13 protein-coding genes are annotated in these 14132 nt (G+C 64.0%); 7 read left to right on the top strand and 6 right to left on the bottom strand.

Features of this window, described 5'->3' with window-relative positions; translation table 11 throughout:
* Window positions 1–140 precede the first annotated feature (140 nt).
* Both LB524_RS07120 and LB524_RS07125 read left to right on the top strand, forming a co-directional pair.
* Entirely contained in the window at window positions 141–1532 is a 1392-nt protein-coding gene (locus tag LB524_RS07120) for a sensor histidine kinase (protein WP_224524726.1), read from the top strand.
* Entirely contained in the window at window positions 1529–2191 is a 663-nt protein-coding gene (locus LB524_RS07125; RefSeq protein ID WP_015314757.1) for a response regulator, read from the top strand. Before LB524_RS07120 ends, LB524_RS07125 begins: the two co-directional genes overlap by 4 nt.
* Before the next feature lie 132 nt (window positions 2192–2323).
* Here LB524_RS07125 and LB524_RS07130 read toward each other — a convergent pair whose 3' ends face one another.
* On the bottom strand, window positions 2324–2821 hold the full coding sequence (locus LB524_RS07130; RefSeq protein WP_181177733.1) for a hypothetical protein: 498 nt from the start codon (window positions 2819–2821) through the stop codon (window positions 2324–2326).
* Between the two features lie 263 nt (window positions 2822–3084).
* On the opposite strand from LB524_RS07130, the gene LB524_RS07135 reads away from it, so the two are divergent.
* Window positions 3085–5088, top strand: coding sequence for a PhoX family protein (locus LB524_RS07135; RefSeq protein WP_224524729.1), 2004 nt, complete (start codon window positions 3085–3087; stop codon window positions 5086–5088).
* 133 nt (window positions 5089–5221) lie between these two features.
* The gene (locus tag LB524_RS07140) at window positions 5222–5446 is read left to right on the top strand and encodes a hypothetical protein (protein WP_015314754.1); all 225 of its coding nucleotides are present in this window, start codon (window positions 5222–5224) and stop codon (window positions 5444–5446) included.
* 32 nt (window positions 5447–5478) lie between these two features.
* On the opposite strand, the gene LB524_RS07145 is transcribed toward LB524_RS07140, so the two are convergent.
* Window positions 5479–6666, bottom strand: coding sequence for a flavin-containing monooxygenase (locus tag LB524_RS07145; RefSeq protein ID WP_224524732.1), 1188 nt, complete (start codon window positions 6664–6666; stop codon window positions 5479–5481).
* A gap of 443 nt (window positions 6667–7109) precedes the next feature.
* On the opposite strand from LB524_RS07145, the gene LB524_RS07150 reads away from it, so the two are divergent.
* Window positions 7110–8147 carry a phosphatidylglycerol lysyltransferase domain-containing protein gene (locus tag LB524_RS07150; protein WP_140660328.1) on the top strand — a complete coding sequence of 346 codons (1038 nt, stop codon included), beginning with the start codon at window positions 7110–7112 and terminating at the stop codon, window positions 8145–8147.
* Between the two features lie 27 nt (window positions 8148–8174).
* Here the strand turns inward: LB524_RS07150 and LB524_RS07155 are convergent, their stop codons facing one another.
* Together LB524_RS07155 and LB524_RS07160 are read right to left on the bottom strand one after the other, a co-directional pair.
* Entirely contained in the window at window positions 8175–8954 is a 780-nt protein-coding gene (locus LB524_RS07155; RefSeq protein ID WP_015314751.1) for an ABC transporter permease, read from the bottom strand.
* The gene (locus tag LB524_RS07160) at window positions 8951–9877 is read right to left on the bottom strand and encodes an ABC transporter ATP-binding protein (RefSeq protein WP_224524735.1); all 927 of its coding nucleotides are present in this window, start codon (window positions 9875–9877) and stop codon (window positions 8951–8953) included. The genes LB524_RS07155 and LB524_RS07160 overlap by 4 nt, the downstream gene beginning before the upstream one ends.
* A gap of 236 nt (window positions 9878–10113) precedes the next feature.
* Between LB524_RS07160 and LB524_RS07165 the strand changes: the two genes are divergently transcribed.
* A complete protein-coding gene (locus LB524_RS07165) occupies window positions 10114–11475 on the top strand; it encodes a cytochrome ubiquinol oxidase subunit I (protein WP_224524738.1) in 1362 nt (453 codons plus the stop codon).
* Between the two features lie 241 nt (window positions 11476–11716).
* Window positions 11717–12721: a cytochrome d ubiquinol oxidase subunit II gene (locus LB524_RS07170; protein ID WP_224524739.1), complete on the top strand. Its 1005-nt coding sequence runs from the start codon at window positions 11717–11719 to the stop codon at window positions 12719–12721.
* A gap of 70 nt (window positions 12722–12791) precedes the next feature.
* Here the strand turns inward: LB524_RS07170 and msrA are convergent, their stop codons facing one another.
* Window positions 12792–13517 (bottom strand): peptide-methionine (S)-S-oxide reductase MsrA, encoded by a 726-nt coding sequence (gene msrA / locus LB524_RS07175; protein ID WP_224524742.1) that lies wholly within the window; start codon window positions 13515–13517, stop codon window positions 12792–12794.
* 225 nt (window positions 13518–13742) lie between these two features.
* Window positions 13743–14018, bottom strand: coding sequence for a hypothetical protein (locus LB524_RS07180; protein WP_224524752.1), 276 nt, complete (start codon window positions 14016–14018; stop codon window positions 13743–13745).
* Window positions 14019–14132: the final 114 nt, after the last annotated feature.

Below are 14132 nucleotides of genomic sequence, written 5' to 3' on the forward strand. Positions count from 1 at the left end.
CCTGATATCGCCGACCTTGTTTCCGAAGCGTGCCGGAACGTCAAGCGACGTCGTTCAAAGGAGGGTCTTGGCAACGGCGAGACTGAAGCTCAATGTGCCGGAATCGCCCAGCCTGTCGATAGAAGGGCGGTCAGGGGTTCATGACTCGTATTTTTCAGAACTTGGCGCGGCGCTGGAGCGAGCTTTCCCTTGCCCTGCAATTCGTCGTTGCCGGCGGTTTTGGGCTGCTGGTCGTCATGGTGGTCGTCGGCACCTGGGTGACGACGCAGATCCGGGACGGCGTCACTCGCAATTCGGCCGCCACGACGGCGCTCTATGTCGACAGCGTGATTGCGCCGCTGCTGCCCGACCTGCGCAAGAGCGAGGAGCTCAGCGCATCCGTCAAGCAGGCGCTCGACGAGACGCTCGGCCAGGGCGCGCTCGGCAAACGCCTGGCATCCTTCAGGCTCTGGCGCCGCGACGGCACGATCCTCTATGCGAAGGACTCGGCTTTGACGGGTCGCCGCTTCGACCTGAACGACAATCTGCGTTCTGCCTTCCAGGGCAGCGTCGTTGCCCAGTTCGATACGTTCGACGAGAACGAAGACAAGGAGCGGGCCGCGGGTGTGCCGTTGCTCGAGATCTACAATCCAGTGCGCGAGCCCTGGTCCGGCGAAGTGGTCGCCGTCACCGAATTCTACGAGGTCGCGAGCGATTTCAAGGCTACCCTGGCTTCCGCCCTGCTGTCGAGCTGGCTGGTCGTGGCCGGCACCACCTTGACGGCATTCCTGCTTCTGTCGGGCATCGTCCTGCGCGGCAGCCGCATTATCGACGACCAGCGCGGGGCGCTGCGCCGCCAGGTGTCGGAGCTGCAGGGCCTGGTGACACAGAACAGCGCCTTGCGGCATCGTGTGCAGCGGGCGTCCCGCCGCGCCACCGCGCTCAACGAAAGATATCTGCGCCGGATCGGCGCCGACCTGCATGACGGCCCTGCCCAGCTCGTGGCGCTGGCCGCGCTGCGCATGGACAGTCCGGTGTTTACCGGCGACGGCCATGGCAGCGAAGGCCGCTCGACCGAAATCGCCATGATCCGCAAGACGCTGGAGGATGCGATGCGCGAGATACGCGGCATCTGCACCGGCCTGGTCCTGCCGCAGATAGAAACGGCGGCGGCGGCGGACGTGCTGCGGCTGGCCGTCGAGGAGCATGAGCGCCGGACGGGCACATCGGTGACGCTTACGATGCCGAGACATTTGCCGGAGCCCGGCGCTTCTGAGAAGATCAGCATCTATCGTTTCGTGCAGGAGGGGCTGAACAATGCCTACCGCCACGGACGGGGCAAGGATCAGGCGGTGCGTGCAGGCATGAAAAATGGTAGGCTTTTCGTTGAAGTATCGGACGGCGGACCGGGCTTCGATCCGGCGCGGGCCGAGGGGTTGGGCCTTGCCGGCCTCAGGGAGCGGGTTGAAAGCATTGGCGGCCAATTCGAAACACTCACAGGGCCGAAAGGCACGAAGCTGGTGATCCGTCTTTCGGTCGAGGAGCAAGCATGATCGGCGCCATCCGCATTGCCATTGTCGACGATCATCCGCTGTTCCGCGAAGGCGTGACGCGCAGCCTGTCGGAGATCGGCGGCTTCGAGATGGTCGGCGAAGGTGCGACCGCGCAGGACGCGGAGCGCATCGCCTCGACCATGCAGCCCGACATATTGCTCATCGACATTTCAATGCCGGGCGGCGGCCTGGCCGCGGTTGCCAGCATCCTTGCCGACCATCCCGCCCAGAAGATCGTCATGCTGACCGTTTCAGAGGCGAATGCCGATGTGACCAAGGCCTTGAACGCCGGGGTGCTCGGCTATGTCCTCAAAGGCGTCGGATCGCGTGCGCTTGCCGATATCCTGCGCAACGTGGCGGCCGGCGAAAGCTATCTTTCGCCGATGCTGTCGGCCCGGCTGCTTTCCGACGTGCAGTCCTTGCAGCCCGCCAACGGCGTGGCGGACCGGCTGCGGCAACTCACCGGCCGGCAGACCGAAATCCTGCGGCTGGTGGCGGAGGGACTGAGCAACAAGGAAGTCGCCTTACGCCTGGAGCTGCAGGAGAAGACCGTCAAGCATCACATGACGGGGGTGCTGTCGAAACTCAACGTACGAAACCGTACTGAAGCGGCCCTCATCATGCGCGAGTTTCGCGACCGCGACAGGGACCGTTCGTAGCCGTCGCGGAACGCCGCGAAACGAGGTCACCTCCGCCGGGGGGCGGCGGAGGTGACGTGTGAAGCTGGTCGTTGCCTGTTGACCAGCTTCACAAGGCGAAATTCATAGGGCCGAAATTCAAAGGGTCGAAATTCATAGCGCCTTGAGACGGCTGGCGTCGGCCGGTGTGGCACGGCGATCGATGATCGTGCGGCCGAGCTTATCCTTCATGCTGAAGCGGCCGTTCTCGATCTTTTCCGTCAAGCCGTCAGGGTGCTGAACTGTAATCTTGTTGCCGTCCACGTCGACCGTGTCGCCGGTCGTGGCGTTGACATGGCTTGTGCTCTGGTTGCCCTGGCCCTTACCCTTTCCGCTATTCCCGCCGCCGCTGTTACCGCTATTGCCGTTGCCGCTGTTTCCTCCATTGCCGCTGTTGCCGCCACCGCCACCACTGTTGCCGCCACCGCCGTTGCCGCCATTCCCACCGTTGCCACCACCGCCGTTGCCACCCTTGTCGGCATGTGCGGTCGCGGCATCGATTCCAGGCACGAAGCCATGGAAGACGACTCCATAGGGAGCGATGGTCAGCGCCAGGACGGCCGCCGATCTGAGAGCCAGTCGGCAACAATGGGCCGTGATCGATCCACGCATACTGATCTCCGTCGATTGAGCCGGCGCGCCCACCCCAACGTTGCAGTGCAACAACATCGCCGAAAGACGTGGTGACCGGAAGCGACCTCCGACCGTTGCGTTTGTCCCCCAGGACCTTTGCAGGCGCAAGCTTGGACCAAAGTCCCAGGCGAGGCGTAAAAAATCGGTCTCGTGAGCGAGCGACAGCGGAGATACCATGTCACGAAAATGTGATCAGCCGACTGTAAGCCGGAAGCTCCAGCCAAAACCCACCAGAGGTTCCCATGACCGAACATCGCTCCCCCGACGCCCGATTCCGCACCAGCCTGCTCGAGGAAAACGAAGGCCCGGCCAACAATCCCAGCGAGAACCGCACCATGGGCGAGATCATCGCCGCGCGGTTCTCGCGCCGTGGCTTCCTCAAGGGTTCGCTTGCCGTTTCGGCGATCGCCGCCACCGTCAGCCCGCTGGCCATGATCGCCGCCGACGGTGCCCGCGCCGCGGAAGGCTCAGCGTTCAAATTCGACGAGCTGGAGGCCGGTATCGACGATAAGCACCACGTCGCGCCGGGCTACGACGCCGACGTTTTGCTGCGCTGGGGCGATCCGCTGTTTGCCGATTCGCCGGAATTCGACCCGACGAAGCAGTCGGCGCAAGCCCAGGCCAGGCAGTTCGGCTACAACAACGACTATGTCGGTTACATCCCGCTCGATGGCTCGGCCGAACATGGCTTGCTGGTGGTCAACCACGAATACACCAACCCGCATCTGATGTTCCCAGGCATCGTCAAGATTGTCGAGAAGGACGGCAAGAAGTCGGCCGAGGTGGCGCCGCTCTCGAAAGAGCAGGTCGATGTCGAGATGGCCGCCCATGGCGGCACCATCGTCGAGATCCGCAAGGATGGCGGCAAATGGCGGGTGATTCGCGACGGCAAGCTCAACCGCCGCATCACCGCAAACACCGAGATGGCGCTGTCGGGCCCGGTTGCCGGCCATGACCGCGTCAAGACCAATGCCGACCCGTCCGGCGTCAAGGTGTTCGGCACCATCAACAATTGCGCCGGCGGGGTCACGCCCTGGGGCACGTATGTGATGTCCGAGGAGAACATCCATGGCTATTTCTCCGGCGAGCTGCCGGAGGGCCACAAGGAGGCGGCCAACTACAAGCGCCTCGGCATTCCGGAAGGCGCCTATGAATGGGGCGCGCACTATGACCGCTTCAACCTGGCCAAGGAGCCGAACGAGCCCAACCGCTTCGGCTGGATCGTCGAGGTCGATGTCAACGACCCGGCCTCGGTGCCGCGCAAGCGCACCGCCATGGGCCGCTTCAAGCATGAGGGCGCCGAATCGATCGTCGCCAAGGATGGTCGAGTGGTCTTCTATCTCGGCGACGACGAGCGCTTCGACTATGTCTACAAGTTCGTCACCAAGGGCATGTTCAACGCCGGCGACCGCGCGGCCAACAAGGATCTGCTCGACGACGGCACGCTGCATGTCGCCAAATTCGCGGAGGACGGCTCGGTCGAATGGATGCCGATCGTGTTCGGCCAGGGGCCGCTGACGGCGGAAAACGGTTTTGCCGGCCAGGCCGACGTGCTGATCGAGACACGTCGCGCCGCCGACCTCCTTGGCGCCACTAAGATGGACCGGCCCGAAGACATCCAGCCCAATGCCAGCAACGGCAAGGTCTATGTCATGCTGACCAACAATTCCAAGCGCAAGGCCGATCAGGTCGACGCCGCCAACCCGCGTGCCGAAAACGCCTTCGGCCACATCATCGAAATCGTCGAGGACGAGGGCGATTTCGCCGCCACCAAGGGCAAGTGGGAAGTGCTGCTGAAATGCGGCGACCCGTCGGTGGCCGCCGTCGGCGCCACCTTCTCCACCGCGACGACGGCCAATGGCTGGTTCGGCATGCCCGACAATTGCGCGGTCGATTCGGCCGGGCGCCTGTGGGTCGCCACCGACGGCCAGGGCCCGAAGGCAACCGGCCGCACCGACGGCCTGTGGGCGGTGGACACGGAAGGATCGGCGCGGGCGACCTCGAAGCTGTTCTTCCGGGTGCCGATCGGCGCCGAAATGTGCGGCCCGCTGTTTGCGCCGGACGACCAGACCGCCTTTGTCGCCGTCCAGCATCCGGGTGACGGCGGCGAGGATTGGGAAGCGTTCTGCCGGCCCTCCTATTATGAGGACCTGTCGACCCGCTGGCCCGATTTCAGGCCCGACATGCCGGTGCGGCCGGCGGTGGTCGCCATCACCAAACAGGGTGGCGGCAAGATCGCCGTCTGAGGTCGGGCGAGACAAAAATGAGAGGGGCTCCGGCGATCCGGGGCCTCTCTTTTGTGCGATATCATATTCAAGCCTCGGGAAAGATTGGCAATTTACACGTGGCGCCCTAGATCGTGATCAGGAGATCATCGCCATGCCCAAGTCGATCTACGACCGTGGCCTGCTCAAACCTGACGAAGTGGCCACCTTGCAACGTGTCTTCGACGAGGCCTGCCGCCGACGGCAAGCGCATCCCGAATCCGTCGAGGCGCGTGAATTGGCGCTCACCTTGCTGGCCCTCTACAATGCCGGCATGGTCGACGAGGAGATGCTGACCGAGGCTGTCGGTTTCCGGCGGCTGGAGCCGAAATCGGCGTGACGCCGACGGCAAATGTTGTCCTATGCGGTCGCTCAGCGTGAGGCGCCGGAGGGGCGGGATGAGCCGGCGATCCGCGCAGCTATCGCCTTGGCCAATATGCCGGCATTGGCAAAGCAGCCGCGGATGCTCGGCCGCATGCCGGTGAACCACAGGCCGGGTAGTTTCGGATCGGCCTGGCCCCCGTTGAAGAGCGGAACGCCCTTCTCGTCGAGCACGCCGAGATTGCCGACCATCCGCCCCAGCCCGGTGCGGTAGCCCGTCGCGGCAATGACGATGTCGGGAGCGATCAGGCTGCCATTGGCCAGGATGACGCCGTCGCGGGTGAACTCCCGTACCCCGGGCACCACCACGATCCTGCCCGATTTGATGGCATCGACGGCGCCATCGTCGGCGGCGATCGCGGTATAGTCCGAGGTCAGGCGGCTGGCGCCGCCCGCGGGCGCGGGCGGCACGCCGAATTTGGTGAGATCGCCGAACACCAGGCGCTGCGTCACCGCCATCACCGCATCGGCGACGCGCAGCGGCAGGCGCGCCATGAGCGGCGAGAGGCGGTGCACGGCGATCTTGCCGACGCGCTTGGGCAAAAGGGCGGGGCCGTTGCGGGCCGACAGCCAGACAGCGGCGGTATCGACACCCGCCAGATGATTGAGTGCGTCGAAGCCCGAATTGCCGGCGCCGACAACCAGCACCTTCTTGCCCGCATAGGCCTGGGCATCGCCAAAATCCGCCGAGTGGATGATCCGGCCCGCGAACGCCTGCATGCCCGTCCACTGCGGCGTGAAGGGTTCCCGGTCGCGGCCGGTGGCCACAACGACATGGCGCGCCAGGCGCGAGCCGGCGCTGGTGCGCACGACCCAGTGATCGCCCCTGAACGTGATGGACTCGACGGAAACGCCAAACTCCACCGGCAAACGGTTCGCCTCATGGAAATCGTTCATATGGCGGATGACGACGTCCCGGTGCGGAAAGGCAGGGGTGCCCTTGGGATAGGCAAGGCCAGGCAGTGCCGAGAGATCGCGGTGGGTGTTGAGGTGCAGCTGCTCGTGACGTCGGCGCCAGGGCTCGGCCAGCCGGCTTTCCTTCTCCAGGATCGCCGTCGCCACGCCGGCCTTCATCAAGGCCCTCGCGACGGCCAGCCCGGCGGCGCCGGCGCCAATGACGATCGCCGGCTCGACCGTCACCGCCTGCTCCACCATCGATCTGCTTGTCGTATCAGCCATTCACTCTCGAACCCCATTCGCCCTCGCGGCAGCCCTGAAGGCTCGCAGGCCGCTGTAACAGTTTGATCGCGCGCAGGACCCGAACGGCAACTCGATGCCGATCTTCGATGGTCCCGCGCCGAGGCGGCTTCGCTTCCGGAGCATTCCGCCGCCCGTCGGAAACAGCCGGTCGCGGCACCGCGTCAAAACCACGACATGGAGCGCATTACCCGCTTCCGTCCGAATACATCCAGCCCTATATGGCATATCGGCGGCATCGGCGATAATCAGGTCGCGGCAAAGTGATTGATTCGAGGTCCGGGGGCTGGCGGATCTCGTCACGGACGCGGGCATTCGAAACCGGCAACCCGATTTCGGCTACCTTGCGAAAAATCAAGACGCCGTGGCGCGTCTTGCGTGTCGTCGGACACGTCGCGCCATGGACGGCACGCGGAATCTCGACCATGCCCTCCTTGCGGATCTATTTCGACAACCTCCTCGAGGGGGCCTCGCCCAAGGTCGAGCGCCGGGCGCTGACGCATGTCGAACGGCTGGCGCTGGTGCGCCGTCATGGCGACTTCTCGCTCGCCTATTCCACCGCCGTGCAAAGCAAGCTTTCCTATTTTGGCGATGCCGACGGTTACATCGCCTTCGGCACCAAGATGAGGCATCATTTCGCGCTCGGCGATCCGGTGGCGGCGCCGGATCGGCGGCCCGATTACATCAGACGCTTCGTCGAGAGCGCCGGCGGCCCGTGGTTCGTGCAGATCGGCGAACAGACCGCCCAGGTCCTTGCCGGCCTTGGCTACAAGATTAACCGGCTGGGCATCGACACGCGCCTCGTTCTGCCCGACCATGATTTTTCCGGCAAGCGCAACGAAACGGTGCGTTATTCCGAGCGCTGGCTGTTGAAGAAAGGCTTTTCGTTCGAGGAGGACAAACGCACGATCCACCTCGACGAGATCTCCCGGCTGTCTCAAAACTGGCGCGGCGACCGTATCGTCAAGCGCTGGGAGATGGGTTTCCTCAACCGACCATTTTACGATCAGCTCGGCACCGATATGCGCCGTTTCGTGCTGCACGGCCCCGATGGCGACCTCGTCGCCTTGCTCGATTTCGATCCGATGTTCGCCGACGGCAAGGTGATCGGCTACACCACGGCCTTCAAGCGCAAGCACATCGATGCCTCGCCGCATGCCGAGATCGGCCTGACCAAATTCGCCGTCGACCGCTTTCGCGAGGAAGGCATTTCGGTGGTGACGCTCGGCCTGTCGCCGCTGCTCGATGTCGGCCCGAGCGGATTTGCCGAAAGCGAGTTCTGGCGCAACGCCTTCCAGCGCGCCTACGACTCGCCCTGGGTCAACCGCCGCAGGTTCAACCTGCAGGGACAGGCGGCATTCAAGCGCCGCTTCCACGGCGCCGAGGAGCCGGTCTACATCGCCTTTCGCGAGGGGACCTACATCGAGATGCTGGGATTGCTGCGGCTGGTCAAGGCCATTTGAGGCCTCTCTCACGACCTTAGGGCCGCGTCAGTTCCTCAGCCGGTAGCCGGTCCGGAAGATCCAGGCGACGATCGCGATGCAGACGGCCAGGAACACCAGCGTCATGCCGAGGCTGACGACGACCGAGACATCGGCCTTGCCGTAGAAACTCCAGCGGAAGCCGCTGATCAGGTAGACCACCGGGTTGAACAGCGTGATCGTCTTCCAGATGCCGGGCAGCATGTGGATCGAATAGAAGCTGCCGCCGAGGAAGGTCAGCGGGGTGATGATCAGCAGTGGCACCAGCTGCAGCTGCTCGAAGCTTTTCGCCCAGATGCCGATGATAAAGCCGAAAAGGCTGAAGGTCACCGCTGTCAGGATCAGGAAGGCGAGCATCCAGAACGGATGTTCGATGTGCAGCGGCACGAACAGCGAGGCCGTGGCCAGGATGATCAGGCCGAGGATGATCGACTTGGTCGCGGCGCCGCCGACATAGGCGATGACGATCTCCAGGTAGGAGACCGGCGCCGACAAAAGCTCGTAGATCGAGCCGACGAATTTCGGGAAATAGATGGCGAAAGAGGCGTTGGAGATCGACTGCGTCAACAGCGACAGCATGATCAGTCCCGGCACGATGAAGGCGCCGTAGGCGATGCCGTCGATTTCGGTTATGCGCGAGCCGATGGCCGAGCCGAAGACGACGAAATAGAGCGACGTCGAGATGACCGGCGAGATGATGCTCTGCAGCACGGTGCGGAACGCACGCGCCATCTCGACCCGGTAGATCGCCCAGACCGCGCGAAAATTAGGGGCCGCACGCAGGTTCATGGCTCTTGCCTCAGGAGATTGACGAAGATCTCTTCGAGCGAGCTGTTCTTGGTGTCGAGATCGCGGAACTGGATGCCGGCCGCCTCGAGATCCCTGATCAGCGAGGCGACGCCCGGCCGGTCGCTCTGGTTGTCGTATGTGTAGGTGAGTTGCGTGCCATCCGGCGACAGTTCGAGCGCATAGCGCGAGAGCCCGTCGGGCATGCTGCCGAGCGGCGCGCGCAGCTCCAGCCTCATCTCCTTGCGACCGAGTTTGCGCATCAGTTCGGCCTTGCCCTCGACCAGGATGATCTCGCCGCGGTTGATGACGCCGACGCGGTCGGCCATGGCCTCGGCTTCCTCGATATAATGCGTGGTAAGGATGATGGTGACGCCGTCCTCGCGCAGCCGCCGGACCATCGCCCACATGTCCTGGCGCAGTTCGACGTCGACGCCGGCGGTCGGTTCGTCGAGGAACAGGATACGCGGCTCGTGCGACAGCGCCTTGGCGATCATCAGCCGCCGCTTCATGCCGCCCGACAGCGTGATCGCCTTGGCGTCCTTCTTGTCCCACAGCGACAGGTCGCGCAGCACCTTCTCGACGAAGGCCGGATTGGCCGGCTTGCCGAACAGGCCGCGGCTGTAATTGACGGTTGCCCAGACGCTCTCGAAGGCGTCGATGGTGAGTTCCTGCGGCACCAGCCCGATCAGGCTGCGCGCGGCGCGATAGTCCTTGTTGATGTCGTGGCCATCGACGGTCACGGTCCCCGAAGAGCGGTTGACGATGCCGCAGACGATCGAGATCAGCGTCGTCTTGCCGGCGCCATTGGGGCCGAGCAGCGCGAAGATCTCGCCGCGCTGGATATCGAGGCTGACTTCCTTGAGCGCGGTGAAGCCGGTGGCGTAGGTCTTGGAGACCCCGGAAATGGACAATATGGAGGGCATGGTTGAAAACGGCTGCCTGAAAGAGGTGACTTGATATAGGCCTGTTGTCGCCCAGTGCAACCGCAAGTCAATGCCCTGCTGCCAGTTCTGGACATCGAAGCGCGGAGCTGGCTGGGAATGCGCCGCGTCCATCCGGTAAAATTGTCCTGTGGCGTTCAGCCTCGCGGCAGGAGGCCGCTTTGACCTGACCCCGCTTCGGGCCTATCCTTCGCGAGTATTTACAGCCGGAGCCCGCCATGGACCCGCTCATACTGTCGCGCATGCAGTTCGGCGCGAATATTTCGTTTCATATCCTGTTTCCGACAATCACCATTGCCCTTGGCTGGGTGCTGCTGTTCTTCAAGCTGCGCTACAACGCGACCAATGATTCCGCCTGGATGCGCGCCTATTTCACCTGGGTGAAGGTGTTCGCGCTGTCGTTTGCCATGGGCGTGGTCTCGGGCGTCACCATGAGCTTCCAGTTCGGCACCAACTGGCCGGGCTACATGCAGCATGTCGGCAACATCGCCGGACCGCTGCTCGCCTACGAGATCCTCACCGCTTTCTTCCTCGAGGCGGCCTTTCTCGGCATCATGCTGTTCGGCTTCCGCCGCGTCTCCAACCGCATCCACACGCTGGCGACGGTGCTGGTCGCCGGCGGCACGACGCTGTCGGCGTTCTGGATCATCGCCCTCAATTCCTGGATGCAGACGCCGGCCGGCTTCGAGATGCGCGACGGCGTCGCGCACGCCGTCGATTGGTGGGCCATCGTCTTCAACCCGTCCATGCCCTACCGGCTGGTGCATATGCTGCTCGCCTCGGGGCTTACGGTGTCGTTCCTGATCGCCGGCCTGTCGGCGCTGCGCTACCTCAACGGCGACCGTTCGGAATCGATGTGGAAGGCGCTGCGCACCGGCGTCTTCACCGCTGCGATCCTGATCCCGATCCAGATCCTGGCCGGCGACCAGCATGGGCTCAACACGCTGGAACACCAGCCGCAGAAGATCGCCGCCATGGAGGCCAACTGGAACACCGGTCCCAACGTGCCGCTGGTTTTGTTCGCGCTGCCCGACGAGGCGGCCAGGGAAAACAAGTTCGAGGTCGCGATTCCGGACGGGGCCAGCCTTATCCTGCGGCACTCGACCGACGGTGTCGTGCCGGGGCTGAACGACTATCCCGGCAACCATCCGCCGGTCTTTCCGCTCTTCTGGAGCTTTCGTATCATGGTTGGCACCGGGCTTTTGATGCTCGCCGTCTCCTGGTCGGCCGCCTTCTTCCTCAAGCACCGGCACGCGCTGCCAAAGCCGCTCGCCATGCTGATGGTGCCGATGGCATTGTCGGGCTGGCTGGCGACGCTGGCCGGCTGGTACACGACCGAGATCGGCCGCCAGCCCTGGCTGGTGACCGGCGTATTGAAGACCGCCGACGCCGTCGGGCCGGTGGCCGGCAGCCATGTGGCGCTGACGCTCGCCATCTATCTCCTGCTCTACGTGCTTTTGCTGATCGCCTATCTCGGCGTGCTGGTGCACCTGGCGCTGAAGGCGGCCAAGGACGGCGACACCTCGCCGCTGCCGGGTGTTCTCAACGCACCGCTGTCGCAGCCGGCCGCGGGGGAGTGAGCATGTTTTCATTGCAGGCCCGCGCCGCCCCTCACCTGCCTGCCGGCATCCTCTCCCCGTATAGGGACGGGGAGAGGGGCGCTGAGTCCTATGGTTTCGCCAATCGCCAACGTTGCATGGATGGCGCCGGCGTTGCGGCCAGCCCGCTTCTCCCCGTCCCTATACGGGGAGAAGTGCCCGGCAGGGCGATGAGGGGCTGCGCTAGCTTCGCAAACCGAAATCAGGGCGTGAGGAGAGCAAGATGACCTACGACTGGCCAACCCTGCTCCCCCTGATCTTCGCCGGACTGATGGGCCTTGCCATCCTGATCTACGTCATTCTCGACGGCTTCGACCTCGGCATCGGCATCCTGTTCGCCGCCGCCGCGGACACCGAGCAGGACACCATGATCGCGGCGATCGGTCCGTTCTGGGACGCCAACGAAACCTGGCTGGTGCTGGCCGTCGGCCTGCTGCTGGTCGCCTTTCCGCTGGCGCATGGCGTCATCCTGACGGCTCTCTACATTCCGGTCTTCGTCCTGCTGGTCGGCCTGATCCTGCGCGGCGTCGCCTTCGATTTCCGCGCCAAGGTGCCGGCGGGGAAGAAACATCGCTGGAACCGTATTTTCTTCCTCGGCTCGCTCATCGCCTCGCTGGCGCAAGGCTATATGCTGGGCGTCTACGTGCTCGGCCTCGATGTCGGGCCAGGCGGCATGGCGTTTGGCGTGCTGGTGGCGTTCTGCCTGGCGGCAGCCTACGCGGCGATGGGCTCCGCCTGGGTGATCTACAAGACCGAAGGCGCGCTGCAGAATAAGGCGGTGCTCTGGCTGCGCACCGCCCTGGTGCTGACCGCGCTCGGCATGGCCGCCGTGTCGCTGGCGACGCCGTTCGCCAGCCCGCGCATCTTCGCCAAATGGTTCGTCTGGCCCGAGATGCTCTATCTGTCGCCGCTGCCGATCCTGTCGGCGCTGCTGTTTGCCTGGCTGTGGCGGCAGACCTTCCATCTGCCGAGGCCTGACGATCGCCATTCGCTGACGCCGTTCCTGACGCTGGCCACCATCTTCGCGCTCGGCTTTGCCGGCCTGGCCTGGTCGTTCTATCCCTATGTGGTGCCCGATCGCCTGACCATCTGGCAGGCGGCGTCGGCGCCCGAAAGCCTGGCGATCATCCTGGCCGGCACCGTGGTGGTGCTGCCGGTCATCATCTTCTATTCGTTCTATGCCTACCGCGTGTTCGGCGGCAAGGCGACGGATCTGACGTATGATTGAGGCGCGATGACAGCGCCTTTCTCCCCGTATAATGACGGGGAGAAAGGCCAGAATGGCGCGCCTCGCAATCTCAGTTGCTCGCCGACAGCACCAGCACCGGCTTTTCGCTGTAAAGCGCCGGGAACAGCGTCTTCAAATTCGCCACCTTGGGCAGGTCGTTGTAGACGATGTAGGGATAGGTCGGGTTCAGCGTCAAAAAGTCCTGGTGGTAGGTCTCGGCCGGATAGAAGGTCTTGCCGGTCTCCAGCGTGGTGACGATCGGCTCGCCGAACACTTTGGCCTTGTCGAGCTGGGCGATGTAGCTCTGCGCGATTTTCTTCTGGGCGTCGTTTTCGGCGAAGATCGTCGAGCGGTACTGGGTGCCCGAATCCGGACCCTGGTAGTTGAGCTGGGTCGGGTTGTGGGCGACCGAGAAATAGACCTGCAGCAGCTGGCCGTAGGTCACCTTGGACGGATCATAGGTGATCTCGACGGACTCTGCGTGGCCGGTGCGGCCAGTGCCGACCGTCTCGTAGACGGCATCGTCCTTGGCGCCGCCGGTATAGCCCGAGACCGCCTTGCTGACGCCCTTGACATGCTGGAACACGCCCTGCACGCCCCAGAAGCAGCCGCCGGCGAAGATCGCCTTCTCTGTGCCGGTGGCCGCCTTTTCGTCGATCGCCGGCGGCGGGATCTTCACCGCATCCTCGGCGGAGATGGCTGGCGTCAGCCAGAAAGCAGCGCCCGCGACGGCAAGGGCGAGTGCGGCGAGCGCCCCCCGGACAAAGCCTGTCGAACGTTTGTTGATAATGGTCATGGTTGCACTCCTCATGGCTTCCATTTGGGATCAGTCTATTGGATCAGCTACGGTGGCGCGATGCGTGAGTTGCGGCGGAGGCTCACATTCGCGTGCGCCTGCGGACTTTCTGTTTCGACCTCGTTGCCGAAGCAAAACCGCTTCAAGCCTTTCCCGGGGGCTGCTCCAGCAACTGTCCCCGGCTGGACAGGGAGCCCGCCAGGGACAGAAGGCCACGCACCAATCTCAATTGGCGGTGGCATCCGTTGCAGGCTTCATGGCGTCGGTCGCCGGTTTCATCGCATCCGTGGCAGGCTTCATGGCGTCCGTAGCGGGCTTCATGGCGTTGGTGGCCATCGGGTCGGCCGGCTTCATCGCGTCGGTTGCCGGCTTCATGGCGTTGGCGGCGGGCTTCATCGCATTGGTGGCATCGTCGGCGCGGGCGATGCCGCCGGCAAACAGCGCCGTGGAGCACAAAGCGAGGGCGAGAGCCGGCAGCGTCAAGCGGGAGAAAGTGGTCATGGTCGGTTCCTTGGGTTTACGGGTTGATGGCACGCCGGTTTGGGCGGCCGGGCTCTTGCACCGCTGCTCATGCGGCGGTGCAAATCTCTGTTTTAAAAATCTCTGCTCGAACGG

Source organism: Mesorhizobium sp. ESP6-5 (genome assembly GCF_020164695.1).
GTDB classification, from domain to species: Bacteria; Pseudomonadota; Alphaproteobacteria; order Rhizobiales; family Rhizobiaceae; genus Mesorhizobium; species Mesorhizobium australicum.

Coding starts and splice junctions, on each gene's coding strand:
- LB524_RS07120 (WP_224524726.1), top strand. CDS start 141: ATGACTCGTATTTTTCAGAACTTGGCGCGGCGCTGGAGCGAGCTTTCC.
- LB524_RS07125 (WP_015314757.1), top strand. CDS start 1,529: ATGATCGGCGCCATCCGCATTGCCATTGTCGACGATCATCCGCTGTTC.
- LB524_RS07130 (WP_181177733.1), bottom strand. CDS start 2,821: ATGCGTGGATCGATCACGGCCCATTGTTGCCGACTGGCTCTCAGATCG.
- LB524_RS07135 (WP_224524729.1), top strand. CDS start 3,085: ATGACCGAACATCGCTCCCCCGACGCCCGATTCCGCACCAGCCTGCTC.
- LB524_RS07140 (WP_015314754.1), top strand. CDS start 5,222: ATGCCCAAGTCGATCTACGACCGTGGCCTGCTCAAACCTGACGAAGTG.
- LB524_RS07145 (WP_224524732.1), bottom strand. CDS start 6,666: ATGGCTGATACGACAAGCAGATCGATGGTGGAGCAGGCGGTGACGGTC.
- LB524_RS07150 (WP_140660328.1), top strand. CDS start 7,110: ATGCCCTCCTTGCGGATCTATTTCGACAACCTCCTCGAGGGGGCCTCG.
- LB524_RS07155 (WP_015314751.1), bottom strand. CDS start 8,954: ATGAACCTGCGTGCGGCCCCTAATTTTCGCGCGGTCTGGGCGATCTAC.
- LB524_RS07160 (WP_224524735.1), bottom strand. CDS start 9,877: ATGCCCTCCATATTGTCCATTTCCGGGGTCTCCAAGACCTACGCCACC.
- LB524_RS07165 (WP_224524738.1), top strand. CDS start 10,114: ATGGACCCGCTCATACTGTCGCGCATGCAGTTCGGCGCGAATATTTCG.
- LB524_RS07170 (WP_224524739.1), top strand. CDS start 11,717: ATGACCTACGACTGGCCAACCCTGCTCCCCCTGATCTTCGCCGGACTG.
- msrA (WP_224524742.1), bottom strand. CDS start 13,517: ATGACCATTATCAACAAACGTTCGACAGGCTTTGTCCGGGGGGCGCTC.
- LB524_RS07180 (WP_224524752.1), bottom strand. CDS start 14,018: ATGACCACTTTCTCCCGCTTGACGCTGCCGGCTCTCGCCCTCGCTTTG.